This is a genomic window from Pseudomonas sp. 29 (assembly GCF_002754355.1).
GTDB lineage: Bacteria > Pseudomonadota > Gammaproteobacteria > Pseudomonadales > Pseudomonadaceae > Aquipseudomonas > Aquipseudomonas neuropathica.
Genome location: NZ_PEEY01000001.1, coordinates 1459150 through 1484074 on the forward strand (window position 1 = coordinate 1459150; position 24925 = coordinate 1484074).

At 60.3% G+C, this 24925-nt stretch carries 26 protein-coding genes; 11 read left to right on the forward strand and 15 right to left on the reverse strand.

All coding sequences use genetic code 11. The features are described from left to right. The first annotated feature begins 55 nt into the window (after window positions 1-55). Both CLU80_RS06755 and CLU80_RS06760 read left to right on the forward strand, forming a co-directional pair. Entirely contained in the window at window positions 56-331 is a 276-nt protein-coding gene (locus CLU80_RS06755) for a hypothetical protein (RefSeq protein ID WP_064119044.1), read from the forward strand. A 273-nt stretch (window positions 332-604) separates the two neighbouring features. Further along, window positions 605-1234 carry a flavin reductase family protein gene (locus tag CLU80_RS06760; RefSeq protein ID WP_007912610.1) on the forward strand — a complete coding sequence of 210 codons (630 nt, stop codon included), beginning with the start codon at window positions 605-607 and terminating at the stop codon, window positions 1232-1234. A 4-nt stretch (window positions 1235-1238) separates the two neighbouring features. Here CLU80_RS06760 and CLU80_RS06765 read toward each other — a convergent pair whose 3' ends face one another. After that, window positions 1239-1481: a hypothetical protein gene (locus CLU80_RS06765; RefSeq protein ID WP_093430528.1), complete on the reverse strand. Its 243-nt coding sequence runs from the start codon at window positions 1479-1481 to the stop codon at window positions 1239-1241. 43 nt (window positions 1482-1524) lie between these two features. Beyond that, window positions 1525-1878 (reverse strand): putative quinol monooxygenase, encoded by a 354-nt coding sequence (locus tag CLU80_RS06770; protein ID WP_093430529.1) that lies wholly within the window; start codon window positions 1876-1878, stop codon window positions 1525-1527. A gap of 338 nt (window positions 1879-2216) precedes the next feature. Here CLU80_RS06770 and CLU80_RS06775 point away from each other — a divergent pair, with 338 nt between their 5' ends. Then, window positions 2217-3146 (forward strand): AraC family transcriptional regulator, encoded by a 930-nt coding sequence (locus CLU80_RS06775; RefSeq protein WP_093430530.1) that lies wholly within the window; start codon window positions 2217-2219, stop codon window positions 3144-3146. Window positions 3147-3371: 225 nt separating this feature from the next. Here CLU80_RS06775 and CLU80_RS06780 read toward each other — a convergent pair whose 3' ends face one another. The 6 genes from CLU80_RS06780 to CLU80_RS06805 form a co-directional block, all read right to left on the reverse strand. Then, on the reverse strand, window positions 3372-4427 hold the full coding sequence (locus CLU80_RS06780; RefSeq protein WP_099757031.1) for an ABC transporter ATP-binding protein: 1056 nt from the start codon (window positions 4425-4427) through the stop codon (window positions 3372-3374). A gap of 13 nt (window positions 4428-4440) precedes the next feature. Further along, window positions 4441-5289, reverse strand: coding sequence for an ABC transporter permease (locus tag CLU80_RS06785; protein ID WP_093430532.1), 849 nt, complete (start codon window positions 5287-5289; stop codon window positions 4441-4443). Next, window positions 5286-6194, reverse strand: coding sequence for an ABC transporter permease (locus tag CLU80_RS06790; RefSeq protein ID WP_099757032.1), 909 nt, complete (start codon window positions 6192-6194; stop codon window positions 5286-5288). The genes CLU80_RS06785 and CLU80_RS06790 overlap by 4 nt, the downstream gene beginning before the upstream one ends. Before the next feature lie 190 nt (window positions 6195-6384). Then, window positions 6385-7488, reverse strand: coding sequence for an ABC transporter substrate-binding protein (locus tag CLU80_RS06795; RefSeq protein ID WP_093430534.1), 1104 nt, complete (start codon window positions 7486-7488; stop codon window positions 6385-6387). A gap of 217 nt (window positions 7489-7705) precedes the next feature. Next, on the reverse strand, window positions 7706-9154 hold the full coding sequence (locus tag CLU80_RS06800; RefSeq protein ID WP_286079817.1) for an aldehyde dehydrogenase family protein: 1449 nt from the start codon (window positions 9152-9154) through the stop codon (window positions 7706-7708). Next, window positions 9154-10791, reverse strand: coding sequence for a 5-guanidino-2-oxopentanoate decarboxylase (locus CLU80_RS06805; RefSeq protein WP_099759351.1), 1638 nt, complete (start codon window positions 10789-10791; stop codon window positions 9154-9156). The genes CLU80_RS06800 and CLU80_RS06805 overlap by 1 nt, the downstream gene beginning before the upstream one ends. A 137-nt stretch (window positions 10792-10928) precedes the next feature. Between CLU80_RS06805 and CLU80_RS06810 the strand changes: the two genes are divergently transcribed. Beyond that, window positions 10929-11810, forward strand: coding sequence for a LysR substrate-binding domain-containing protein (locus CLU80_RS06810; protein WP_099757033.1), 882 nt, complete (start codon window positions 10929-10931; stop codon window positions 11808-11810). A gap of 211 nt (window positions 11811-12021) precedes the next feature. Here CLU80_RS06810 and CLU80_RS06815 read toward each other — a convergent pair whose 3' ends face one another. Next, complete coding sequence (locus CLU80_RS06815; RefSeq protein WP_093430538.1) at window positions 12022-12636, reverse strand: NAD(P)-dependent oxidoreductase; 615 nt, start codon at window positions 12634-12636, stop codon at window positions 12022-12024. A gap of 45 nt (window positions 12637-12681) precedes the next feature. Beyond that, entirely contained in the window at window positions 12682-13560 is an 879-nt protein-coding gene (locus tag CLU80_RS06820; RefSeq protein WP_099757034.1) for an MBL fold metallo-hydrolase, read from the reverse strand. A 114-nt stretch (window positions 13561-13674) separates the two neighbouring features. Between CLU80_RS06820 and CLU80_RS06825 the strand changes: the two genes are divergently transcribed. Both CLU80_RS06825 and CLU80_RS30145 read left to right on the forward strand, forming a co-directional pair. Further along, a complete protein-coding gene (locus tag CLU80_RS06825; protein WP_286079707.1) occupies window positions 13675-14580 on the forward strand; it encodes a LysR family transcriptional regulator in 906 nt (301 codons plus the stop codon). Window positions 14581-14801: 221 nt separating this feature from the next. Continuing rightward, window positions 14802-14978, forward strand: coding sequence for a hypothetical protein (locus tag CLU80_RS30145; protein ID WP_007912636.1), 177 nt, complete (start codon window positions 14802-14804; stop codon window positions 14976-14978). Window positions 14979-15112: 134 nt separating this feature from the next. On the opposite strand, the gene CLU80_RS06830 is transcribed toward CLU80_RS30145, so the two are convergent. Further along, entirely contained in the window at window positions 15113-15997 is an 885-nt protein-coding gene (locus tag CLU80_RS06830) for a helix-turn-helix domain-containing protein (protein ID WP_093430541.1), read from the reverse strand. A 177-nt stretch (window positions 15998-16174) separates the two neighbouring features. On the opposite strand from CLU80_RS06830, the gene pobA reads away from it, so the two are divergent. Both pobA and CLU80_RS06840 read left to right on the forward strand, forming a co-directional pair. Beyond that, a complete protein-coding gene (pobA, locus tag CLU80_RS06835; RefSeq protein ID WP_099757036.1) occupies window positions 16175-17368 on the forward strand; it encodes a 4-hydroxybenzoate 3-monooxygenase in 1194 nt (397 codons plus the stop codon). Window positions 17369-17447: 79 nt separating this feature from the next. Beyond that, the gene (locus tag CLU80_RS06840; RefSeq protein ID WP_099757037.1) at window positions 17448-18965 is read left to right on the forward strand and encodes an MDR family MFS transporter; all 1518 of its coding nucleotides are present in this window, start codon (window positions 17448-17450) and stop codon (window positions 18963-18965) included. Window positions 18966-19090: 125 nt separating this feature from the next. On the opposite strand, the gene CLU80_RS06845 is transcribed toward CLU80_RS06840, so the two are convergent. The 4 genes from CLU80_RS06845 to CLU80_RS06860 form a co-directional block, all read right to left on the reverse strand. Then, entirely contained in the window at window positions 19091-19939 is an 849-nt protein-coding gene (locus tag CLU80_RS06845) for a cache domain-containing protein (protein ID WP_099757038.1), read from the reverse strand. Between the two features lie 130 nt (window positions 19940-20069). Beyond that, window positions 20070-20924: an ATPase gene (locus CLU80_RS06850; protein WP_093430545.1), complete on the reverse strand. Its 855-nt coding sequence runs from the start codon at window positions 20922-20924 to the stop codon at window positions 20070-20072. A gap of 116 nt (window positions 20925-21040) precedes the next feature. After that, on the reverse strand, window positions 21041-22033 hold the full coding sequence (locus CLU80_RS06855; RefSeq protein WP_093430546.1) for an NAD-dependent epimerase/dehydratase family protein: 993 nt from the start codon (window positions 22031-22033) through the stop codon (window positions 21041-21043). A 54-nt stretch (window positions 22034-22087) separates the two neighbouring features. Next, window positions 22088-22981: a LysR family transcriptional regulator ArgP gene (locus CLU80_RS06860; protein ID WP_093430547.1), complete on the reverse strand. Its 894-nt coding sequence runs from the start codon at window positions 22979-22981 to the stop codon at window positions 22088-22090. A gap of 96 nt (window positions 22982-23077) precedes the next feature. Between CLU80_RS06860 and CLU80_RS06865 the strand changes: the two genes are divergently transcribed. The 3 genes from CLU80_RS06865 (at window position 23078) to CLU80_RS06875 (ending at window position 24860) form a co-directional block, all read left to right on the forward strand. Further along, the gene (locus CLU80_RS06865) at window positions 23078-23479 is read left to right on the forward strand and encodes an ACT domain-containing protein (RefSeq protein ID WP_099757039.1); all 402 of its coding nucleotides are present in this window, start codon (window positions 23078-23080) and stop codon (window positions 23477-23479) included. A gap of 5 nt (window positions 23480-23484) precedes the next feature. After that, entirely contained in the window at window positions 23485-24087 is a 603-nt protein-coding gene (locus tag CLU80_RS06870) for a LysE/ArgO family amino acid transporter (RefSeq protein WP_099757040.1), read from the forward strand. A gap of 176 nt (window positions 24088-24263) precedes the next feature. Continuing rightward, window positions 24264-24860, forward strand: coding sequence for a superoxide dismutase (locus CLU80_RS06875; RefSeq protein ID WP_007918933.1), 597 nt, complete (start codon window positions 24264-24266; stop codon window positions 24858-24860). The last annotated feature ends 65 nt before the right edge of the window (window positions 24861-24925 follow it).

Sequence of the window (24925 nt, forward strand, 5' to 3'; positions counted from 1 at the left end):
GGCGTAGCATTAAACCCATGCAAGACACACCGCCAACGAATCTGGAGTAACCGACATGAAAACCAAACTGATCCTCGCCCTGACCCTGTCCGTACTGGCTGCCAACACTTTCGCTGCCGATGGCTCGGACAAAACCAAATCCGCTGACTTCATCAACGGTGCCAGCGCCGCCATCGAAACCAGCCACACCGGCACTTACGCTGCTGATGGATTTGATAAAACCAACATCGGCAAAGCTGTTGCTGCCGATGGCTTCGATAAAACCAACCTGGGTAAAACGGTCGCTGCTGACGGCTTCGACAAAACCGGCACCGCCGCTGCCATCAGCTAAGTATCAGCAGTCCTCCCACAGCCCGGCTTTGGCCGGGCTTAGTCATTTTGGGGCATGCCCCTTTCATGAGTTCACACCGAACCCTGTGGGAGCGAGCTTGCTCGCGAAGGCGTTGTGTCAGGCGATATCAATGCAACTGACCCGACGCTTTCGCGAGCAAGCTCGCTCCCACAGGGGAATTTCATAGCCTGGAATTCCGGTGTCTGCTGGAAATATGCGTTGCGTGCTTGCACTATTGGCCACCTGACTCAGCACTCTCCAGGACCACCCGCCATGCCCGATGACATCCATTTCTACGAACCCGCCAACGGCCACGGTCTGCCCCACGATCCGTTCAACGCCATCGTCGGCCCACGCCCGATCGGCTGGATTTCCTCGCAGGATGCCAACGGCCGCTTGAACCTGGCGCCGTACAGCTTCTTCAATGCCTTCAACTACATTCCGCCGATCATTGGTTTTTCCAGCGTCGGGCGCAAAGACAGCCTGAACAACATCGAGCAGACCGGCGAGTTCGTCTGGAACCTCGCCACCCGGCCGCTGGCCGAGCAGATGAACCAGAGCTGCGCGATGGTCGCGCCTGAGGTCAACGAGTTTGAATTGGCGGGTTTGACGACAGTGGCGTCAAAAGTGATTTCAGTACCACGGGTCGCAGAAAGTCCGGTGTCCTTCGAATGCAAGGTCACGCAGATCATTCAATTGCAGCGCGCTGATGGCGAGACGGTGCCGAGCTGGCTGATCCTCGGCGAAGTGGTCGCCGTGCATATCGCCAAGTGGCTGTTGAAGGATGGAATCTACGACACCGCCGCAGCAGAACCGATTCTGCGCGGCGGCGGGCCGGCGGATTATTTCCAGTTGGGGCCTGAGGCCCTGTTCAAGATGTGGCGTCCGGGCGCCAACAAGTAACGCGTTACCAGATCAACTCGGCGTCTTCAGTGACGCCTTTGAGGTTATCCAGCTCCTTGATGGCCGCTTCATCAGCGGCAATGGCGCCGGGGAAGATCTGGTCATTCAACAGTTTGTGAAAGCGTGGTGCACCGCCATCGACCAGGGCCTTGACCGCGATTGCCGCGTGATAGCCCTTGTTGCCGCCCAACTCGACGGGGACGACTGCGGAAACTGCTTCGAAGTGTTCGAACTCTTTACGTGCCATGTCACATATCCCGGCTCAGACAAACAAGCCGGACATTAAACCCTCAACCGACGAGTTTGTGTACCGGCGCCGGGCATTGACCGAGGGCTTGCGCCGCCGACACGTCCTTGAACGTGTGGAAGTCGAGGCTGTTGACCACCAGTTCCTGCACCAGCTCGGCGAAGATTTCCATCGATGGGCTGTTGAAATAGTTGGTCATCATTTGCTGGCTGCTCCAGAAGCCGGAGACCAGCCACAACTCGGGATCACACTGCGAATGCTGCAACGCAAAGCTCAGGCAACCGGGGGCGGCGCGGGACGGCTCGATCAACGCGCTCAGGCGTACACCGAGTTCCGCCGAACGCCCGGCGCGCGCTCGAACGAAGGCCATATGACTGACGGGAATCTGCTTGGACATGTTCAACCCTCCCAGGGAGTCGCGTGGCAGCCGGGGGACGGGCTGCGACAGGATCAAAGGTTAAGGGCCGCACGCCAGCCGCCGTTAGTCGATTCCTGTCGCTGCGTTGCACAATCCTGCGAGACTGCGCAGAAGACCTGTAACAACCTGTAAAACTGCGTCACACGGTTGTCATACGGCGTATCAAGCAACTTTGCCGCCCTACAACCTGCTATGGCTGAGCCCGCCCACAATCCCATGCAGGATCAGGCAAGCATTTCGCAGGATGTGTCTACCGCTGGCGCTTGCACAAACATATGCTCTGCTCCATTCCACCTCCCCTGCCGAGGATGCCGTGCATGACGTCATTCGATCGTTTTCAAGCCGAACCCACCGCTGACATGGAAAAACAGCGCGCGGAACTGGCGGCGATCATCCGCCGCAACACCACCGACGATGGCAGCTACGAGACCGCCATCGGCTCGCTGTTCATGTCGCGTCACACCCGATCCCACGACTTTGCCCCGGTGCTCGCGCAACCGGCGCTGTGCATCATGGCGCAGGGACGCAAAGAGGTGCGGCTGGCCGACGAGTTCTTCAATTACGATCCGCTGAATTACCTGGTGGTGTCGGTTTCGATGCCGTTGAGCGGGCGCGTGGTGAATGTCTCGCCAGAAGAACCGATCCTCGCCGTGCGCCTGGATATCGACCCGACCGAAATCACCGCGCTGATCGCCGACGCCGGTCCGATGGGCGTGCCGACGCGGCCGACCGGGCGGGGTTTGTATGTCGAGCAGATCGACAGTTCGATGCTCGATGCCGTGCTGCGTCTGGCCCGCTTGCTCGATGCACCGAAAGACATCGCCATGCTCGCGCCGCTGATTCGCCGGGAGATTCTTTATCGCCTGTTGCGCAGCCCGCAGGGCCATCGTTTGTATGAAATCGCGATCGCCAATAGCCAGAGCCATCGCATCAGTCAGGCGATCAAATGGTTGAACGGCAACTTCGAACAGCCGCTGCGCATTGATGATTTGGCGAAAGAAGTGAACCTCAGCGTCTCGACCTTGCATCACCGTTTCAAGGCGATGACGGCGATGAGTCCGTTGCAGTATCAGAAGCAGTTGCGCCTGCAAGAGGCGCGGCGGTTGATGTTGGCGGAGGGGCTGGAAGCGTCGGCGGCGGGGTATCGCGTCGGGTATGAAAGTCCGTCGCAGTTCAGCCGTGAGTACAGCCGGCTGTTTGGTGCACCGCCGTTAAGGGATTTGGCGCGGTTGCGGCTTTCGGTGTGACCGTTAGAAGCCCCTCACCCTAGCCCTCTCCCCGAGGGAGAGGGGACTGAATGGGGGATATTGAAGAAGTACGCTGACCTGAAAGTACTTTGCCGAATCCATAATCGACTCGATATCTCAGGTCGATGGATAACGCCAGACACCTCGGTCGGCTCCCTCTCCCCCCGGGCGGTCCGACGTTTCGGGAGGGCTGGGGTGAGGGGCGATTCGGAGTCGGAGCTCGCTCTAAGCCCCCAACACCCGACAAGCCTCCACCGGCAACGTCACCGACACCGGATGCCCGATCGCCAATCCGATCCCCTGACACGGCGTACTCAACGCCGTAAACGTCACCCCGGAACACTCCACCGTGGTCTCGATGGTCGCGCCGATATCACGCACAAACGTCACCTTGCCGAGCAAGCGATTCCCCGCCGTCGCCTGCGCTGCCGACAGTTGCAGGTCTTCCGGACGAATCAGCATCTTCACTTTCTGCCCGACGACAATGCTGCTACAGATCGGCACTTGCAGCGCGTCACCACCCGGCAGGCTGACCTTGCCATCGCCCAGCGCCGTGGCCGGGAAAATATTGCCCGAGCCGATGAAGTCCGCGACAAATTCATTGGCCGGATGCCGATAGATTTCAATCGGCGTACCGACCTGCTGCACCTTGTGTTCGCCCAGCACGACGACGATATCGGCCATGGTCATCGCTTCGCGCTGATCGTGGGTGACCATGATCGTGGTGATGTTCAGGCGCTGCTGCAGTTGGCGGATTTCCACCTGCATCGATTCGCGCAGCTTGGCGTCGAGCGCCGATAGCGGCTCATCGAGCAGGAGGATTTTCGGGTGCGAAGCAATCGCCCGGGCAATCGCCACGCGCTGCCGCTGGCCGCCGGAAAGTTTCGCCACCGGGCGATCGATCATCGCTTGCAGTTGAATCAGCTCCAGCAATTCCACCACGCGCTTGTGTTGATCAGCCTTGCTGACGCCGCGCAGTTTCAGCGGGTAGGCGATGTTCTCGCCGACGGTCATGTGCGGGAACAGCGCCAGCGACTGGAACACCATGCCGAAGTTGCGCAGGTGCGCCGGGGTCTGGCCGATGTCCTCGCCGTCCAGGCGAATCTCGCCGCCAGTGAGGGTTTCCAGCCCGGCGATCATCCGCAGCAAGGTGGTTTTGCCGCAGCCGGACGGGCCGAGGAAACACACCAGTTTGCCTTCCGGCAAATGCAGGTTGACGTCTTGTACCGCGCACGCCGAGCCGTAGAATTTCTCGACGTTTTCCAGAATCAGACCAGTCATGTTGCACCTCAAATCAAAAGGAAACGCCGCCCTCGCCCACCAGCTTCTCCAGCGCCCAGATCAGGACGAAGTCGATCAGCACGATCAGCACGGCAAACGAGAACACGGTAGGGTCGAGCGATGACACGGTGCGGCTGTACATCCAGATCGGCACGGTCATGACGTCGATGGTGTAGAGGAAATAGGTCACGGTGAATTCGTTGAACGAGACGATGAACGCCAGCAGCATGCCCGCCAGAATCCCCGACTTCATCAACGGCACCACCACATCAACGATGGCCCGCAGCGGTGAGGCGCCGAGCATCCGCGCCGCTTCCTCGACTTCGCTGCCGATGGAAAGCATCGCTGCGGTGCAGTTCTTCACCACAAACGGCAAGGCCAGAATCACGTGGGCAATCACCAGCCGCGAAGTGGTCAGGTGGAACGGCAGGCTGTCGAACACCAACAACAAGGCCAGGCCTAACACGACCATCGGAAACACCAGCGGCAGTGACATCAGTTGCAGCGCCACGGCCTTGCCACGGAATTCGCAGCGGGTCAGCGCATACGCGGCGGGTACGGCGATCAGCGTGGCGAAAACCATCGTCAGACACGACACCAACAGGCTGGTGGCCATGGCCTGACCGAGGCTGAGCACGTCGCTGGCGTCCGGCGAAACAAAGGTGTGCCAGGCCGCTTTGTACCATTGCAGGCTGTAGCTGCTCGGTGGGAAGTCGAGGTTCGACGCACCGCTGAACGACATGACGATCATGGTCAGGATCGGCAACACCGCAAGCAGCAAAATGAAGCCGGAGAGGATGCCGGCGAACTTGCCGGTTTCGCCGGGCAACAGCGCCATGCGCTTCTTGGTCAGGGCACTCATTGCGAAGCCTCCAGCAGACGCCGACGACGGCCAGTGATGTATTCAGAGAGAGTCATGATCGCCAGCGTGGTGACGATCAGCACCACCCCGGCTGCCGACGCGGCGGGCCAGTTCATCAGCGGCGCGATCTGGTCATGCACCATCACTGCGAGCATCGGCACCCGCCGGCCACCGAGCAGCAACGGCACGACAAAACTGCTGGCGTTGTAGGCGAACACCAACGTTGCACCGGTGATGATCCCGGGCAAACTCATCGGCAGAACCACTTGGCGGAACACTTGAAAACGGCTGGCACCGAGGGTCGCAGCCGCTTCCTCATAGGTGCGGGCGACGCCGCGCATGGCGCTGGCAATCGGCAACACCGCGAGTGGAAACGCTGTTTGCACCAGGCCCATCAGGACGCCGTTCTGGTTGTACAGCAACATGATCGGCCGCTTGATCAGACCGAGGCCCATCAGCGCCTGATTGAGCATGCCGCCGGGCCCGAGAATCACCAGCCAGCCGTAGCTTTGCAGCAGCAGATTGACCAGCAACGGCAGCAGCACCGCTGCGAGGAAAATCCGCCGCAGAAACGGCGAGGTCAGCCGCGACATGGTGTACGCCACCGGGATCGCCAGCACCACGGCAATCACCGCGCTGATCAGCGCCAGACGCAAGGTCAGCAGCAAGGATTTCAAGTAATAGGGTTCGAGCAACTGGGCATAACTGGCCAGGCTGAAACCGCTCCACTCCGCGCCTTTGGTGCCGACGCTCATGCGCAGCACCAGCAGGCTGGCGGCGATCAGCACGCCGAGAAACAGCATCGACGGCGTGAGGAAAAACCACGCCCGCGCGGTGGGCGAAACACCGCGCATCGGGCGCACGGCAGCAGCGCCGACCGCTTGGGTCAGGGATTGATGTTCCATAGCAATAATCTCGTCAATGGAAAAACAACTGACGAACACAACTCTCCAAACCACCCCCGCCCCCTTGTAGGAGTGAGCCTGCTCGCGATAGCGGTGTGTCAGCCACCTAATAGGTTGACTGGTATGACGCTATCGCGAGCAGGCTCACTCCTACAGGGGATTTGTGGTGTTCTGAAGGTTTGTGTTCGGCTCAGGAAGAAAAAATTTCCGTATAGCGACGAATCCATTGGTCATGCACGGTGGCCAGGAAGGCGTTGTCGTGCATGATCGCCTTCTCGGCAATCTGCTCCGGCGTGAGGATGAACGGGCTCTTGCGCGCTTCGGCGGAGATGATCGCCTTGGCGTTGACCGGGCCGTTGAAGATGTCCTCGGCCATCTTGCCCTGCACCAGCGGGTCGAGGGAGTGGTCGATGAAGGCGTAGGCCAGGTCGGTGTCGCCCGGCCGATTCTTCGGCATCACCGAGAGCATCAGGTCGGTGTAGAACCCTTCCTTCATGCCGAACGTAGCGCCGAGGCCGTAGTTCGGATCGCGAATCTGTTTGGGGAAAAATGCCGGGGCATAGAGGCCGCCCATGTCCAGCGAACCGGTGCGGAACAGCTCGGCAATCTGGTTCGGGTTTTCGCCCAACGTCACCACGCGATCCTTGAGTTCGGCGAGCTTCTTGAAGCCCGGCTCAATGTTGTGTTCGTCACCGCCGGCCAGTTTCGCGGCGATGATGATCAGGTCCATCGCCTCGGTCCAGTTCGGCGGTGGCAGAAAAATATTCGGCGCCAGATCGGCATCCCACAACGCGGCATAACTGCTCGGCGCCTCTTTCTGGGTGCGAGTGCTGTAGACCAGACTGTTGCACCACAACAGGTAACCGATGCCGTGCCCGTTGGCGCCGGTACGGTATTTTTCCGGGACGTCGACCAGGTTGGGAATGCGGTTGAGGTCGGGTTTTTCCAGCAGCCCGGCGGCCGCCAGACCTTCGGCGCCGACGCCTGCCAACGTGATGATGTCGTACTGCGGACGATCACCGCCGGCCTTGAGTTTGGCGACCATTTCCGAAGTGCTGCCGGTGCGGTCGGCGATGACCTTGGCGCCAGTCTTGGCTTCGAACGTGGCGGCGATGTTGCGCAGTGCCGCGAGGCCGGTGTCATCCGACCAGGTCAGCAAACGCAGGGTCTTGCCGGCGAAGCGGGTGTCGCTGGCGCTCGCCCGGATGAAGGGCATGCTCAGGGCAGCCGCCGCCACCGAGGCGACGCCGACGGTTTTAATGAATTGACGCCTGTTCAGATCGTGCTCGCCCATGACGGACTCCCTTTGTTCTTTTAAGTATGAGGTTGGTCGCAACCGTTGCATCCGCGCGGCCGGGTCCGCTGAAAGCCTTGTTTTCAAAGGCCTGCAGCGCTGCCGACGGGTTCATCCTGAGGTCGTGCAAAACACCTGACTATCGATAAAAACTCATTGAAGCCATGACGCCGACGCATGCCTCGTTGCGAGGCATGCGCTGACCTTTTTCGGGCGTTCAGAGCGCCCGGATCACGTGTTTGATTTCCTGAAACGCGGCCAGGCCCCACGGCCCCAATTCGCGGCCGATGCTGCTCTGCTTGTAACCGCCCCACGCCGCCTGCGGGAAGATCACTTGCGGCGCGTTGAGCCACACCAGCCCCGCCTGCAGGGCGTTGGCGACCCGCTCGGCGGTCTCGGCGTTACGCGTCACCACACTGGCGACCAGGCCGAATTGGCTGTCGTTGGCCAGGGCAACTGCCTCGGCTTCGCTGCTGAAACTGCGCACACACAGCACCGGGCCGAAAATCTCTTCGCACCACAGCGCACTGTCGAGGGGCACGTCGGTGAACACCGTCGGCTGCAAAAAATAACCGCGTGGCAGATCTGCCGGACGATTACCGCCGCACACCAGCTTCGCGCCAGCGCTCAGCCCCCGGTCGATGTGACCAAGCACGCGCTGGTATTGCGCCTGATTGACCAGTGCGCCCATCTCCACGTCCGGGTCGAACGGATCCGCCACGCGAATCGCTTGCGCACGCTTGTGCAAACGTTCAAGGAATTCATCCGCCAATTCATCGGCAACCAACACACGGCTGGTGGCCGAGCACATCTGCCCGGCATTGAAGAAACCGCCACCGCAAGCCAACTCGACCGCTAGTTGCAGATCCGCATCTTCGAGCACCAGCAGCGAAGATTTGCCGCCCAGTTCCAGACTCACGCCCTTCACCGTTTCGGCGGCGCGCTGCATCACCTGGACACCGACGGCGTTACTACCGGTGAAGGAAATCTTGGCGATGCGCGGATCCGCCGACAGTGGTGCACCGACCGCCAGGCCAGTACCGCAAACGACGTTGAACACGCCGTTGGGCAGGCCGGCTTCGGCGATGATCGCCGCCAGCTCCAGCTCTGGCAGCGGCGTGACTTCCGACGGTTTCAGCACCACGCAGCACCCGGCGGCGAGGGCCGGCGCAAGTTTCCACGCGGTGGTGACCATGGGGAAATTCCACGGCACGATCAGCCCGACCACGCCGCACGGCTCGCGCCGCAAGCGTGCGCTGAAATCATCGCTGGGCAGCGGCACGTTGCTGTCCTGTCTGGCGTCGAGGCCTTCAGCGAGTTCGGCGTAGTACTCGAAGGTGGCGATCACATCGTCGACGTCGATGGCCGCTTCGAACTGCGGTTTGCCGTTGTTGCTCGATTGCAGTTTCATCAAGTGATCGCGACCGTTGCGCACGCCATTGGCGATGTTGCGCAGAATCGCGCCGCGCTCGGCACCGCTGGTTTGCGACCAGTCCTTGAATGCTTCAGTCGCAGCGCTCACGGCCTGGCTCACCGCGTGCTCGTCACCACCATTGACCGTGGTCAGCAACGCCTCAGTGGCCGGGTTGATCACGCGCAGATGTTCGCGGCCGGCCGACCATTGGCCGTTGATGTAGAGGCCGTCGAGTGTGGTTGGAAAATTGATCACTTGGCCACCGCCTGCATCCACTGGTTCTGGTCGATTTCGATTACGCTCGGGCCTTGGCGATCGGTCGCGGCACGCAGTGCACTGCGCAGTTGTTCCACTGAGTTGATCGCTTCGGCGGCGCAGCCGAGGGCCTTGGCCACGCCAATGAAGTCCGGGGTGTAGATGTCGACGCCGACCGGTTCGATGGCGCGGTTGACCATGTATTTCTTGATCTCTTCGTAGCCCTGGTTATTCCACAGCAGGACGATCACCGGGGTGCGCGCTTCGACGGCGCTGGCCAGTTCCGGCAGGGTGAACTGCAGACCGCCGTCGCCGATCAGGCACACCACCGGTGGCCGTGCACCTTTATCGGGTTGCCCACCGAGCCATGCGCCAATCGCTGCCGGCAACGCATAGCCGAGGGTGCCGTAGCCGGTCGACGAGTTGAACCAGCGACGCGGACGCTCCGGATTGAAGGTCAGGTTGCCGGTGTACACCGGTTGCGTGGAGTCGCCGACGAACACCGCGTCGGGCAATTCGTGCAGCACGGTTTCGAGGAAACGGGTTTGCGCCAGCGTCGGTGCATCCCAGGTCGCGGCCAGATCATCACGCAGACGCGCCGCGCGTACCTGGCCCCAATCGTTGCGGCGCTCGGCCAGCGTTTTGTGCGACAAGGCGCTGAGCAATGCCTGCGCGGCATTGCGCGAATCGGCAACCAGGGCGACGTGTGGCGGATAGTTACGCACGGTCTGATCGGCGTCGATGTCGATGCGCAGCAGCTTGCCGGGAATCTCGAAACCACCGGCAAAGGTCACGTCGTAATCGGTTTCGGCCAGTTCGGTGCCGATCGCCAGTACCACATCGGCATCGGCGACCAATTCGCGGGTGGCGACCAGGCTTTGTGTCGAGCCGATCAGCAGCGGATGCGTCGACGGCAACAGACCTTTGGCGTTGATGGTCAACGCTACAGGTGCGTCGAGCAGTTCAGCCAGTTCGGTAAGCTCTGCTGCGGCATCGATCGCACCGCCACCGGCGAGAATCAACGGACGTTGGGCACCGGCCAGCAACGCGCTCATACGACTCACGGCAGCGGGCGCGGCACCGGCGCGGTCGATGTTGACCGGGACACTGGCGAGCAGCTCATCGGCCTCTTCCACCAACACGTCCAGCGGAATTTCGATGTGCACCGGACGCGGACGCCCGGCCTGGAACAAGGCGAATGCGCGAGCGAGCACGCCGGGCAATTCCGACGCCGACATCAGGGTGTGAGAGAACGCCGCGACGCCAGCGACCAGTGCGCTCTGGTTCGGCAACTCGTGCAGCTTGCCGCGCCCGCCGCCCAACTGGTTGCGGCTCTGTACGCTGGAGATCACCAGCATCGGGATCGAGTCGGCGTAAGCCTGGCCCATGGCGGTGGAGATGTTGGTCATGCCCGGGCCGGTAATGATGAAGCACACACCCGGTTTGCCGCTGGTGCGCGCATAACCGTCGGCCATGAAACCGGCGCCCTGTTCATGCCGTGGGGTGACGTGGTTGATGCTCGAACGGGCCAGCCCGCGATACAGCTCAACGGTGTGCACGCCGGGAATGCCGAACACCTGCTCGACCCCATAACCTTCGAGTAACTTGACCAGTACTTCGCCACACGTCGCCATGTCATTGCCCTTCTTGTTCGTTTGAGACACAAGGCCCATGCAGGCCTTCAATGGGCTCATTGAACGGTCGGCAGGTAGCGGCAACAATCGATTAAAAGTCATACTAGCCATGTCCTCACGTCATACCTTGGATCCCCATGAAACGACTGCCTCCCCTGCCCGCCCTGCACACGTTTCTGATCACCGCGCAGTGCTGCAACTTCACCCGGGCCGCCGAGCAATTGCACATCACACAAGGCGCGGTGAGCCGGCAGATCGCCGGGCTGGAAGATCATCTGGGGTATGAACTGTTCATCCGTCTGGCCCGTGGCCTGGAGTTGACGGCCAAAGGCCGGGAGTGGTTGCCACGGGTGGAGAAGGTCTTCGGACTGATCACTGAGGCCACCGAGCAGATCGGTCTCAAGCGCGAAACCCTGCAACTCAAGGCGCCCAGTTGTGTGATGCGCTGGCTGGTACCGCGCCTGCTGCAATGGCAAAAGGAACGCCCGGATGTGCCGGTCAAACTGACCACGACGTTGGCCCATGGCGTGGATTTTCAGCGCGAGCAGTTCGACGCGGCGGTGATCTATGGAGCGCCGCCGGACAACTCCTCGACCGCGCTGCATCTGTTCGATGAACAACTGACCCCGGTTTGCTCACCGGCACTTTTGAAAGGCCCACCGGAACTGTCTGACCCGGCTGATCTGCAACAGCATCTGTTGCTGCATCCGACCCGCGACACTCAGGACTGGAAGGTCTGGCTGACGGCGGCCGAACTGCAGTTGAATAACGTCAACATGGGCCAGCATTTCGAAACGCTGGATCAGGCGATGTCGATGGCGTCGCATGGGACGGGGGTGGCGATTGGCGACTGGTCGTTGATCGGCGACGACTTGCGTGCCGGACGGCTGGTGATGCCGTTTGAATTGAAGGTGAGGACGGGGTTGGCGTATTACGTGGTGGTGCCTGCGGGAACCGAGCCTTCGCCGCAGCTGGAAGAATTGATGATCTGGCTGGTGGAGCAGGCGCATTTGCGGTGAGGCTATTTCCCCTCACCCTAACCCTCTCCCAGAGGGAGAGGGGACTGATTGGGGGATGCTCTGGAGATACGCCGACGTGAAATTACTGCGTTGAATCCATAATCGACTCGAACACTCAGGTCGATGTACAACGCCAGACACCTCGGTCGGCTCCCTCTCCCTCGGGCGGTCCGACGTTTCGGGAGGGCTGGGGTGAGGGGCAAGGATTCACTCAGTACCCGACAGTAAACCGCTGACGCGAATGCTTCGGCGTTTCCACCTCGTCGATCAGCGCAATCGCGTAATCGGCAAAGGTGATCCAGCTACGCCCTTCAGCGCTCACCAGCAAGTGATCCTGACCGACACGGAAACTACCCGTACGCTCACCTTCGACAAACTCCGCCGAAGGCGACAGAAAGGTCCAGTCCAGCTCCTGCTCCTGACGCAACGCCTCAAGAAACGCCGCACCCGCACTGGCTTCAGTTTTGTACTCGGCCGGAAACCCCGCACTGTCGATCACTCGCGTGTCGTCCGGCAGCAACAACGAACCGGCACCGCCCACTACCAGCAAACGCTGAACGCCTGCCTGCTTCACCGGCCCGACAATCGCCGCCGCAGGCACGGTGGCAAAATGCGCGGCGGTGATCACCACATCATGACCGGCCACGGCGTCCTGCAACGCGGCCGAATCCAGCACATCGACTTTCTTGCTGACCACACCGCTACGGGCGCCGATCTTCGAGGTATCGCGGGCGATAGCGGTGACGCTATGGCCGCGACGCAGGGCTTCTTCCAGCAGTTGGCTACCGGCTCGGCCGGTGGCACCAATGATTGCGATCTTGCTCATGACATTCTCCAGTTGGCTTGAGAGTGCTGCGTTTTCAGAATCGGCTTACCACTGCATTTCGCCCTTGGCGACTTTCGCGCTCAGCTCCAGCGAACTTTCTTCGCCGAGTGTCGGGTAGCGCTTTTTCATCGCGGCGATCAGTGCGGCGGAATCTTTGGCCTTGGCGGTTTCCGCGTCGAAAGCCTTAATGTAGTCGGCGGTGAATTTCACGCTGGCCAGCGAGCGGCTGCTGTCACCCAGGTAGTGACCCGGCACCACGGTGTCCGGTTTGAGGGTTTCGATCGAGTGCAACGTTTCCAGCCAGTCGGCGTGGGATTGCGCGCTCTGGGTATCGGCCATCCATACGTGGATGTTCTCGGCGACAACCACACCACCGACCACGGCTTTGAGCGACGGGATCCACACAAAACTGCGATCCGGTTGTTTGCCGTCGAGGCCGATGACCTGCAATTTCTGCCCTTCGAGCATCAGGCTGTCACCCTTGAGCACGCCCGGCACGATGGTTTTCGCCGGCACGTCGGCGCCCATTTTCGGGCCCCAGAAGGCCAGTTTGCCGGCGACGGTTTTGTTGATGTGATCAACCGTCGGCTGCGAGGCCAATACCTTGGCCTCCGGGAATGCCTTGGTCAGGGTATCAAGGCCGAAGTAGTAATCCGGGTCGCCATGGCTGATGTAGATAGTGGTGAGGTGCTTGCCGCTGGCGCGGATCTTTTCCACGACTTGCTCGGCCTGGGATTTGCCGAATTGCGCATCAACGAGGATCGCGTCTTTCTCACCGCTGACCAGCACCGAGGTCACCGGAAAAATCGCGTTTGTCCCTGGGTTGTAGACATCCAGGGTCAGATTGGCAGCCGCTGCATGCGCGGCGAAACCCAGGGAAGCAGTGGCGAGCAGAACGCGTTTGAGTGTGGTGAAGCCGATCATCTGTTGCTCCGGTGTCCGAATGCCGTGTTTGGCGATGGAACAGAGCTTAGTTGCCTGACTCAGTACAAAAAATGCGATGCTTGAACATAGTTTGTTTCTGAAAGCGGGCAAATCATGGATCGTCTCCAAGCAATGCGGGTGTTTGTCACCGTGGTGGACCTGGGCAGCCAGTCGGCCGCAGCCGATCATCTGGACCTTTCGCGGCCGGTGGTTTCGCGCTATTTAGCGGAACTGGAAGACTGGGTCGGCGCACGCCTGATGCACCGCACCACGCGCAAGTTGAGCCTGACCGCCGCCGGCAGTGAGATTCTGCCGCGCTGCCGGCAGATGATGGAGTTGTCGAGCGACATGCAGGCCGCCGTCAGCGAACCCCACGATGCCCCGCGCGGGCTATTGCGGATCAGCGTCAGTACTTCGTTTGGCCAGGCCCAACTGGCGGATGCGATGGCCGCCTACGTCAAACGCTACCCAGGTGTGAGCATCGATCTGCAAATGCTCGATCGCACGGTGAATCTGGTCGATGAGCGCATCGACCTGGCGATTCGCACCAGTAACGATCTCGACCCCAACCTGATCGCCCGACGCCTGACCGTTTGTCGTTCGGTGGTGTGTGCCGCGCCGGCTTATCTAAAGGAGTATCCGGCGCCGTTACGGGTCGACGAGTTGAGCCGACACAATTGCCTGACGCACTCGTATTTCGGCAAAAGCCTGTGGCATTTCGAGGAGGATGGCGAACCGGTTTCAGTGCCGGTGCAGGGCAATATCAGCGCCAACGAGGCCAGCACGTTATTGCGCGCGACACTGGCTGGCGCGGGGGTGGCGATGCTGCCGACCTATCAGGCCGGGGTGCATATTCACAGCGGCGAACTGGTCCGCCTGCTGCCCCATGCCGAGCCGCGACAGATGAACATCTACGCGGTGTACGCCTCACGCAAACACATGCCGGCGGCGCTGCGCAGCATGCTGGATTTTCTGGTGCTCAGGTTCCCCGAAAACCCCGAATGGGATATCGGCCTGTAAACCCAATCCACTGTGGGAGCGAGCTTGCTCGCGAAGAGGGAATTTCATTCGAAATCTGCATTGGCTGACACGCCCTCTTCGCGAGCAAGCTCGCTCCCACAAAGCGTCCATCAGCGTGCTGAATGGTCGGTTAAATCCTCAAGCACACTCGCTGGCAACTCCCCAGCCCTGACCTATGCTGAAAGTAATACCGCAAGGTATGTCGTTCAGAGGTCTACGCCATGAACATCAAAACAAGAAGGTACGTCGCGATTTTCATCACCTGCGCCGCCACGCTGGCGCTGTACGGCACCGCCGCCTGGCGGGTCGAACAGCTGCGACAACTGCCGCGCGAGTATGCGAGCTGCAACTTCGAGCGCTGCATTCCGCACAATGCCACTCTGAACGCATTGCGCTGAGGTAATTGAGCTGGAATGCGCCCCTGTGGGAGCGAGCTTGCTCGCGAATGCAGTGTGTCAATCACCATTACTGGCGGCTGATACACCGCTTCGCGAGCAAGCTCGCTCCCACAGTGTTTAGTGTGGTTATGAAATTATTGTTCGGCTTTCAATCGGTCGCGGAAAGCCTTTGGTGAAATCCCCACCCGGCGCCGAAACAGGCGCGTGAAGTTGGTCGGATCGGAAAACCCCAACAACTCCGACATCTCGTAAATTGTCATGCTGGTGTAGGTCAGCAAGCGCTTGGCTTCCAGCAACTGACGCTCGTGCATGATCTGCAACGCCGGTTGCCCCGCCAGTTCACGGCAAGTGCCGTTAAGGTGCGATACCGAAATCCCCAGCCGATGCGCCAGGTCTTCAACCTTCACATGCTGGCGATAAGTTTCCTCGACCAATTGAATAAAGCCATTGAGGTATTCGCGCTGACGTTGCGGCCGCTGACTGGCTTTGTGCCGCACGATCGCCTGCCGGCTGACCCAGACCATGATCACGCTGACCAGCGAATGCATGAGCATTTCCCGCGCCGGTTGATGACCGTTGTATTCGGCCTGCAATGCCGAGAACAGGCTGTTGAGGTAATCACCGTCGGTGCCTGCCGGGTAGTTCTCTGCACTGGCCAGTGCGTGCACCGAATCGCCCAGTTGCGCCTGCAAGTGATTGATCAGCGGTGTGGCGAGGGTAACGATGAACCCTTCGACGTCTTCGGAAAAGCGAAAGCCGTGCACCGATAACGGTGGCAGCACTTGAATCGCCGGGGTTTGGAGTTGCGTGCGCTGCCCTTCGATCTCAAGCTCTGCCTGACCTTTGAAGACGAAGAGCAACTGGCACAAATCAGCATGGCGGTGGGGTTTGATTTCCCACTCATGTTCGCGACTGCGGGAGGAAATGGTTTCACAGTGCAGCAAGTCAGGGGTCGGCCAGTCCAGGCTTTCACCGTAGAGCTTGAACACTGGAATCGAAGGCAGCTCAGGCTTGTTCATCACTTCAATCCAGGCCTCGGGGTTGTGGGCGATAATCGCACCGATTGGCAGAATGTACAGGTATCAGCTCAGTTTTCACCTTCAATTGACAGACCCGCAAGGGAAAAATGCAAGCACTCGATCCATAAAAAATATTCACCGGCGCTTGTCGCGTGAAGCTTGCGAGCCATAAAAACAATGAAAACGCTGAAAACCCAAGTCGCCATTATCGGCGCCGGTCCGTCCGGATTGCTCCTCGGCCAGTTGCTGCACAACGCTGGTATCGACACCCTCATCCTTGAACGCCAGACACCTGATTACGTGCTCGGACGCATTCGCGCCGGGGTACTTGAACAGGGCATGGTAGAGCTGTTGCGTCAGGCTGGCGTGAGTCAGCGCATGGACGCCGAAGGTCTGGTGCATGGCGGTTTCGATCTGGCCCTGGACGGACGTCAGGTGCACATCGATCTGCACGCGCTGACCGGTGGCAAGAGCGTGATGATCTACGGCCAGACCGAAGTCACCCGCGACCTGATGGCCGCTCGTCGGGAGGCTGGTGCGCCGACCATTTACCAGGCGAGGGATGTCGTTCCTCACGGCATGAAAAGCGACGAGGCATTTGTCACCTTCGAAAAGGACGGCGAAACCTTTCGCGTCGATTGTGATTACATCGCCGGTTGCGACGGTTTCCACGGTGTCGCGCGGCAGTCGATTCCGGCCGATAGCCTGAAGGTCTTCGAGCGGGTTTATCCGTTTGGCTGGCTGGGGATTCTGGCGGACACACCGCCGGTGCATGACGAATTGGTCTACGCCCGCCATGAACGTGGCTTCGCCCTGTGCAGCATGCGTTCGGCCACCCGCACCCGCTATTACCTGCAAGTGCCGGCGGATGAAAATGTCGATGACTGGAGCGATCAGCGCTTTTGGGATGAACTGAAAAATCGTCTGCCGGTGGCGCTCGCGGAGAAACTGGTCACAGGCCCTTCGATCGAGAAAAGCATCGCGCCGCTGCGCAGTTTTGTCGTCGAGCCGATGCAGTACGGACGGATGTTTCTCGTCGGCGACGCGGCGCATATCGTCCCGCCCACTGGCGCCAAGGGTTTGAATCTGGCCGCCAGCGACGTCAGTACGCTGTTCAATATTCTGTTGAAGGTTTATCGCGACGACCGCACCGATCTGCTGGAGAAATACTCGGAAATCTGCCTGCGCCGCGTGTGGAAAGCCGAGCGCTTTTCCTGGTGGATGACCTCGATGCTGCATCGCTTCGATGACCACGATGCGTTCAGCCAGCGCATCAGCGCCTCGGAACTGGACTACTTTGTCAGTTCAGAAGCAGGGCGAAAAACCATTGCAGAAAATTACGTCGGACTTCCTTATGAGGCTATCGAATAGCCTGCTACCGACTTACACTGGCGAGCATCCCCGCTCGCCTGATGATCTGCGGGACTCTCACTGCCCGCAGGTTTTGCCCGTGACCAATCTCAATCACCCCGAAACGCCCAAACCGGCCATTCGCAGCGTGCTGGTCGCGCTGATGATGGCGATCTTTCTCGGCGCGCTGGACCAAACCATTGTCGCCGTGTCGATGCCGGCCATTTCTGCGCAGTTCAAGGACGTCAGCCTGCTGGCCTGGGTGATTTCCGGGTACATGGTCGCGATGACGGTGGCCGTGCCGATCTACGGCAAGCTCGGCGACTTGTACGGGCGGCGCAAACTGATGCTGTTCGGTATGGGCCTGTTCACCCTCGCCTCACTCTTTTGCGGCATGGCGCAGAGCATGGAGCAACTGGTGCTGGCGCGGATCCTTCAGGGCATCGGCGCCGGCGGGATGATCTCGGTAAGTCAGGCAATCATCGGTGACATCGTGCCGCCGCGTGAACGCGGGCGTTATCAGGGTTACTTCAGCAGCATGTACGCGGTGGCCAGTGTCGCCGGCCCGGTACTCGGTGGTTACATGACCGAGTACCTGTCGTGGCGCTGGGTATTTCTGATCAACCTGCCGCTGGGCCTCGGTGCCTGGTGGGTGGCGCGGCGCAATCTGCGTGGCCTGCCGATTCCCCAGCGCAAACCGGTCATCGATTACCTCGGCACGCTGCTGATGATCATCGGCCTCACTGCCCTGCTGCTGGGCATCACTCAGGTTGGCCAGGGTCATTCGTGGCGCAGCAGTGAAGTGCTCGGGCTGTTTGCATGTGCGGTGGTGGTGTTGGCGCTGTTTGTCTGGCACGAACGCCGGGCGCGGGAGCCGTTGCTGCCGATGCACCTGTTCGCCAATCGCAACGCCCTGCTGTGCTGGTGCACGATTTTCTTCACCAGTTTCCAGGCGATTTCCTTGATTGTGCTGATGCCGCTGCGCTTTCAAAGCGTTACTGGGGCCGGGGCCGACAGTGCCGCGTTGCACTTGCTGCCGCTGGCGATGGGGCTGCCGATTGGTGCGTTTTTCGCCGGGCGTCGCACGTCGATCACCGGGCGCTACAAACCGCAGATTCTGACCGGTGCGATGCTGATGCCGGTCGCGATTGTCGGCATGGCGCTCAGCCCGCCCGAGGCGACGCTGGTCAGTGGTCTGTTCATGTTGCTCTGCGGTATCTCCAGCGGCATGCAATTCCCGACTTCGCTGGTCGGCACGCAAAACTCGGTAGAGCAACGCGACATCGGCGTAGCGACCAGCACCACCAACCTGTTTCGCTCCCTCGGCGGCGCAGTGGGTGTGGCGTTGATGTCGGCGCTGTTGCTAGCGTTGTTACAGGACTCCAGCTTCGCCCATCTGGCAAGCAGTTCACTGATGAGCGAAGGGCATTCGGGCAACGTCCTGCTCGATGGTCTGAACGCCGCGCCGGGTGATGCGCAGAACGCCTTGCGCGCGGAATTGCTGGTGACATTCCGGCATTTGCTGTGGGTAAGTGCGGCGGTGTCGTTGCTGGGATTGGCGGCAGCGATTGCGATGCCGAACAACCTGCTGCGCGGACGCGAGCACGGCGCCAAATAATTCAAACAACGCAGACCCCTTGTAGGAGTGAGCCTGCTCGCGATGCGGTGTGTCAGTCGACATCATCGTTAAATGACACACCGCATCGCGAGCAGGCTCACTCCTACAGGAAGCCGGTGTTTCACTCAGGGGCTGTAGTAACCGACGGCTACAAGGAAATGCCCGGCCTTCTTCAGGTAAGCATGTTTGTCCTCGACCTTGCCGGTCACCGGGTTCTTCCAGCGGTATTCATACTCACCATCATCCTGCTTGCCGATCAGCGCCAGAATCGGCTCGCCCACCGGTTTGCCATCCGGATCCTTGATCTTGCCGAAGTCGGTGTTGATCAAGCGCAGGTTGGTGCCGTGGGCAACGTAGCGCTGGGTGTTCAGATCAACCACAAACACATACAAGTCGTCCTGCAAGTAGCCACCCTTGAGTGAGTTGATCGCCGTCAGCGTGGCCTTCTCGTCTTTGCCCAAATCAGTCGCCGCTTTATCGAGCAACGCCTTGGCCTGCTCGGCCGAGGCTCGCGGCAAGTAGTAACCCACCGCCAGAATCCGCTGACCGATGCGCTGGTAATACACATGCTTGCGCTCGACCTTGCCGTCCGACCAGTTCTGCCAACGGTATTCGGCCTGCTGGATGCCGTTGCCTTCCGGCACTTTCAACGCGTCCTTGAAGGTTTTCTGCAAATCCGGGCCGAGCACTTCACTGACGTCACGACCGATCAACGCTGATGAAGGCCCGCCGCTGGCGAGCATCACGCCTTTGGTGTCGACCACGAACACGTAGCGATCCTTGTCGACGAACTCGCCCTGCCGGCTGAACGCGGCGAACGCCTTGTCGCCATTGTCGTGGTAATAGGCCAGGGCTTTTTCCAGCAAGGCGATGGCGGCCTGACTGTCATCCTTGGCGGTCGTGGCGGCGCTGGCCTGGCCGAAACCGGCCAGTAACATCACGCTGAGCCAGGCCACTTTATGCAAAAACCCCATAGCGCATCCCTCGTTCTTGTTGGTGTTTCAAGAGCGTAGACGGCTTGGGCTGATGTATGGATATTCAGAGGGTTTCTGAACGTTTCGCGGCTTAAGTGGTGAGGCAAGCCTCACCACTGTTGAGCAAGTCTTACGGGCGGGAATTGATCTGCTGCTGCAGGTTCTGAATCTGCGCCTGAAGGGTATTGATGTTGCGGGTCATCTGCCCGCGGAAAGCGTCGAACTCGGCGGTATTGCCGCCGCCTTGCGGGGCTGCCGGGCGGTTGTCCTGCTCGCTTTTGAGGACGACGATTTCCTGTTCGAGGCGATCGATCGCCGCGCTCGGGTTGCCCTGCTTCTTCAACGCCGCGATGTCGGCGCCGAGGCTTTTGAACTGCGCGTCAAAGGCCTTCAACTGAGCATCGACCTTGCTGGTGTCGGCCGGTGTGCTTTTCACCGTCGCCAGTTCCGCAGTCAAGGCTTTGACCTGCGCCTGCAACTGGGTATTGGCATTCTGCTGTTCAGTGGTCTGCGCGGTCATCTGTGCCAGTCGTTTGTCCAGATCACTGGCCTGCCCCGCGACGCCTTGCTGCTGTTTGCTCTGATCGAGCAGCTTGCCTTCAAGCTGTTTGATCTGCAGCTTGAGGGCTTCGCTGTCGCTGGTGACGTTGGACTGGCTGGCCACGACCTTGCCGGAAATGTCCTGCAAGCGCCCCGCCGCTTCTTCACTGATGCGCGCGAAGCTTTCCTGAGTCGCAACCAGTTGCTGCTCCATCAACGAGATTTGCTGGAAACTCCACCAAGCCAGACCGACGAAGGCGAAAAACAATGCGCCGACCAACGCCCACAACGGGCCGGTGCTGGCCGCCTTGACCTTGACCACGGGCGGCGTGCGCGAGTGCACGGAGGTGCGGGCGGTGGTCGGAATGTCATCGTCGTCGAAGGTGTCGGCCCGCAGGCTCGGGACATCATCGAAATCGTCGTGGGCATCATTACGCATGGACATTGAGGCAACCTTTGTGAAACGCGGTGATGGCTAAATGCTGCGAAGTATAACCGCCGCAGCCGCAGGGATTGACCCCCAAGCGGCTACACGGTTCATTGCCGCCCGGCCGAATCGTTTCAACGGATGTCCTGAGCTTTCCACCAGCCGCAGAACTCATCCAGCGCCGACCACAGGCTGACTTTCGGATCGTAGTCGAGATAATGCCGGGCGCGGCTGATGTCGAGGGTGAAATTTTTTTTCATTACCTGCATGCCGAGCCGCGACAGGGTTGGCTCCGGACGCCCGGGCCAGAGCTTGCATGCACCTTCGTTGAGCGCCGCGACGCTGTAGGCCAGACCATACGAACGGTACTTGGTGACCTGCGGCACTTCCATTTTGCGCATCACGTAATTGACCACATCCCACAACGGTACCGGCACACCGTTGCTGATGTTGTAGGCCTTGCCCAGTGCGGAACCGGCGGCCAGCAAGCTGCTGAGCATCGCTTCGTTGAGGTTCTGCACGCTGGTGAAATCGACTTTGTTCAGGCCATTGCCGATGATCGCCAGGCGGCCCTTGCGCTGCATATTAAGCAGGCGCGGGAAGATGCTCATATCACCGGCGCCGGTGACGAAACGCGGGCGCAGGGCAATGGTTTCCAGGCCGAACTCCTGCGCACCGAAAACCTTTTGCTCAGCCAGATATTTGGTCGCGGCGTAGTGATGCTTGAAGCGCTTGGGTACTTGCTCTTCCGTCAGGTTGAAATGATCGCGGCCATCGAAATAGATCGATGGCGACGACAGATGCACCAAACGGCGGACGCGCTGTTTCAGACAGGCTTCGACAACGTTTTCGGTGACCTGCACGTTGCCTTGATGAAAGTCCTGATAGCGGCCCCACAGCCCGACGGCGCCCGCGCAATGCACCACGGCTTCAACGTCGGAACACAGCTCGCGGACCAGATCGGGATCGGTCAGGTCGCCGGGGACAAACTCGGCGCCACGGCGCACCAGATGTTCGACGCTCTCGGCCCGGCGACCGTTAACCCGCACGTCCAGGCCCTGCTCCAGGGCGAAACGCGCAAAGCGTCCGCCAATGAAGCCGCTTGCGCCGGTGACCAGAATTTTCATGTAAAGCTCCGATGTCTTTCGTTTTGCCTGATTCGAGTGTCTTGACGCTGGCCCTCAGTCCAACGGCACTAGCCATTGCGCCGAAGAACGCAGCAATTGCTCGGTCAGCAAGCCCAGCAACTGACCGCCATTACGCCAATGATGCCAGTACAACGGCACGTCGATCGGTTTATCTGGCAGCAGTTCACGCAATAACCCGCGTTGCAATTGATCGCGCACTTGCAGTTCCGGCACCAGGCCCCAGCCCAGTCCGGCTTCGATCAGGCGGATAAAACCTTCCGAGGAAGGACATAAATGGTGTTCGAATCCGCCATCGACGCCCAACGAGGCGAGGTAACGATGCTGGAGGAAGTCGTCCGGGCCGAACACCAGCGCCGGGGTGCGTGGCAGTTGCTCGGCGCGCACGCCGTCGGGGAAATGCCGTGCGATGAACGCCGGGCTGGCCAGCGCGCGATAACGCATCGCCCCGAGCAACACACTGCGTGCCCCGGCCACCGGCCGTTCACTGGCGCAGAGGCACGCGGCCACTTCACCGGCGCGCATGCGTTTGAGGCCGACGGTCTGGTCTTCGACAATCAGATCGAGCAGCAAATGTTGTTCGGCGCAAAAATCTCCCACCGCTTTGGCCCACCACGTGGCGAGGCTGTCGGCATTAAGAGCGATGCGCAAACGTTCCGGCACCCCCTCCTCGTCCAGCGCGGGCACAAGGGTTTGCAGGTCACGCTCGAGCAGACGCACCTGCTGCACATGGTTGAGCAGACGCCGGCCTATCTCGGTCGGCGACGGTGGCGTGCCGCGAATCAACACCGGTTGGCCGACCCGCGCTTCGAGCAGTTTGATCCGCTGCGAAATCGCCGATTGCGACAAACCCAGCACCTGCGCGGCCCGTTCGAAGCCGGCCTGCTCGACCACAGCGGCCAGAGCAGAAAGCAATTTGTAGTCGAACATCAGTTTTCCTAATGAGCGATCAGCACTATTGGTTTTTCTTATACAGGTTTCGCCCGGAGAATAGCCAGCAAGCACTCTTTATCAAGGATCACTGCAATGGCTGGCGAAACCTCACTCACAACCTTGTTGCGCAGCATGAGCCCGCAATTGAACGCCGGCGAATACGTATTCTGCACCCTGCCCGATGGCGTGTTACCGAGGGATCTGGAGATCGTCGGCAGCTTCCGCGAACAGGAAGGCCTGACCGTGATTCTCGAACGCTCCCAAGCTGAACAGGCCGGTTTCAGTTTCGACTACATCGCCGCGTGGATCACCCTCAACGTGCACTCGGCGCTGGAAGCCGTGGGCCTCACCGCCGCATTCGCCACGGCACTGGGCAAGGCCGGGATCAGTTGCAACGTGATTGCCGGCTATTACCACGACCATTTGTTCGTCGGCCAGGCCGACGCCGAACGCGCCATGCAAGTGCTGCGCGATCTCGCAGCCAACGCGGAGTAATTGTTATGTGGCAAAGCTATGTGAACGGCCTGCTGGTGGCGTTCGGGCTGATCATGGCGATCGGCACGCAGAACGCTTTTGTATTGGCGCAGAGCCTGCGTCGTGAACATCACCTGCCCGTGGCGGCGTTGTGCGTGATCTGCGATGCACTGCTCGTGGCGGCCGGGGTATTCGGCCTGGCGACGATTCTGGCGCAAAACCCGACGCTGCTCGCCATTGCCCGTTGGGGCGGCGCGACGTTTCTGATCTGGTACGGCAGCCAGGCGCTGCGCAGGGCGTGTTCGAAACAGAGCATGGGGCAAGGCGAGAATCAGACCGTGCGTTCGCTGCGTGCGGTAATGCTCAGCGCTTTGGCGGTGACGCTGCTCAACCCGCACGTTTACCTGGATACGGTGTTGCTGATCGGCTCGCTCGGCGCGCAGCAATCGGTGCCGGGCGCTTATGTAGTGGGCGCGGCGAGTGCTTCGTTGCTGTGGTTTTTCACGTTGGCACTGGGTGCTGCGTGGTTGGCGCCATATCTGGCCCGGCCGAGTACCTGGCGGATTCTTGATCTGGTGGTGGCGCTGATGATGTTCACGGTCGCCGGGCAGTTGATATTGGCGAGCTGATTTATTCCAAACCGCTCTGGAACCTCTATCCCACACAGTTGTTGCGTGGTTATGGCGCAACCCCGGTGCTATGATCGAAACCCTGCGCCGCAAAGAGTAAAAACTCGCCGGTGCATTTCTGGCCGCCCGTGATCGGCCTTGCGCTCACCGCAACAGACCTGATTAGGAGAATCATCATGGCTTTCGAATTGCCGCCGCTGCCTTACGCACACGATGCCCTGCAGCCGCACATTTCCAAGGAAACCCTGGAATACCACCACGACAAGCACCACAACACCTATGTCGTGAACCTGAACAACCTGGTGCCAGGCACCGAGTTCGAAGGCAAGACCCTGGAAGAAATCGTCAAGACTTCCTCGGGCGGTATCTTCAACAACGCCGCTCAGGTCTGGAACCACACTTTCTACTGGAACTGCCTGGCGCCAAACGCCGGCGGTCAACCAACCGGCGCGCTGGCTGAAGCCATCAATGCTGCTTTCGGTTCGTTCGACAAGTTCAAGGAAGAGTTCAGCAAAACCTCGATCGGCACCTTCGGTTCCGGCTGGGGCTGGCTGGTGAAAAAGGCTGACGGTTCCCTGGCTCTGGCCAGCACCATCGGCGCCGGCAACCCGCTGACCAGCGGCGACACCCCGCTGCTGACCTGCGACGTCTGGGAACACGCTTACTACATCGACTACCGCAACGTTCGTCCGAAGTATGTCGAAGCGTTCTGGAACCTGGTCAACTGGAAGTTCGTTGCTGAGCAGTTCGAAGGCAAAACCTTCACCGCTTAAGCTGCGCGCCAGTCAAAAAACCCGGCTTTTGCCGGGTTTTTTATGCCTGCATTTAAATAGCGTTT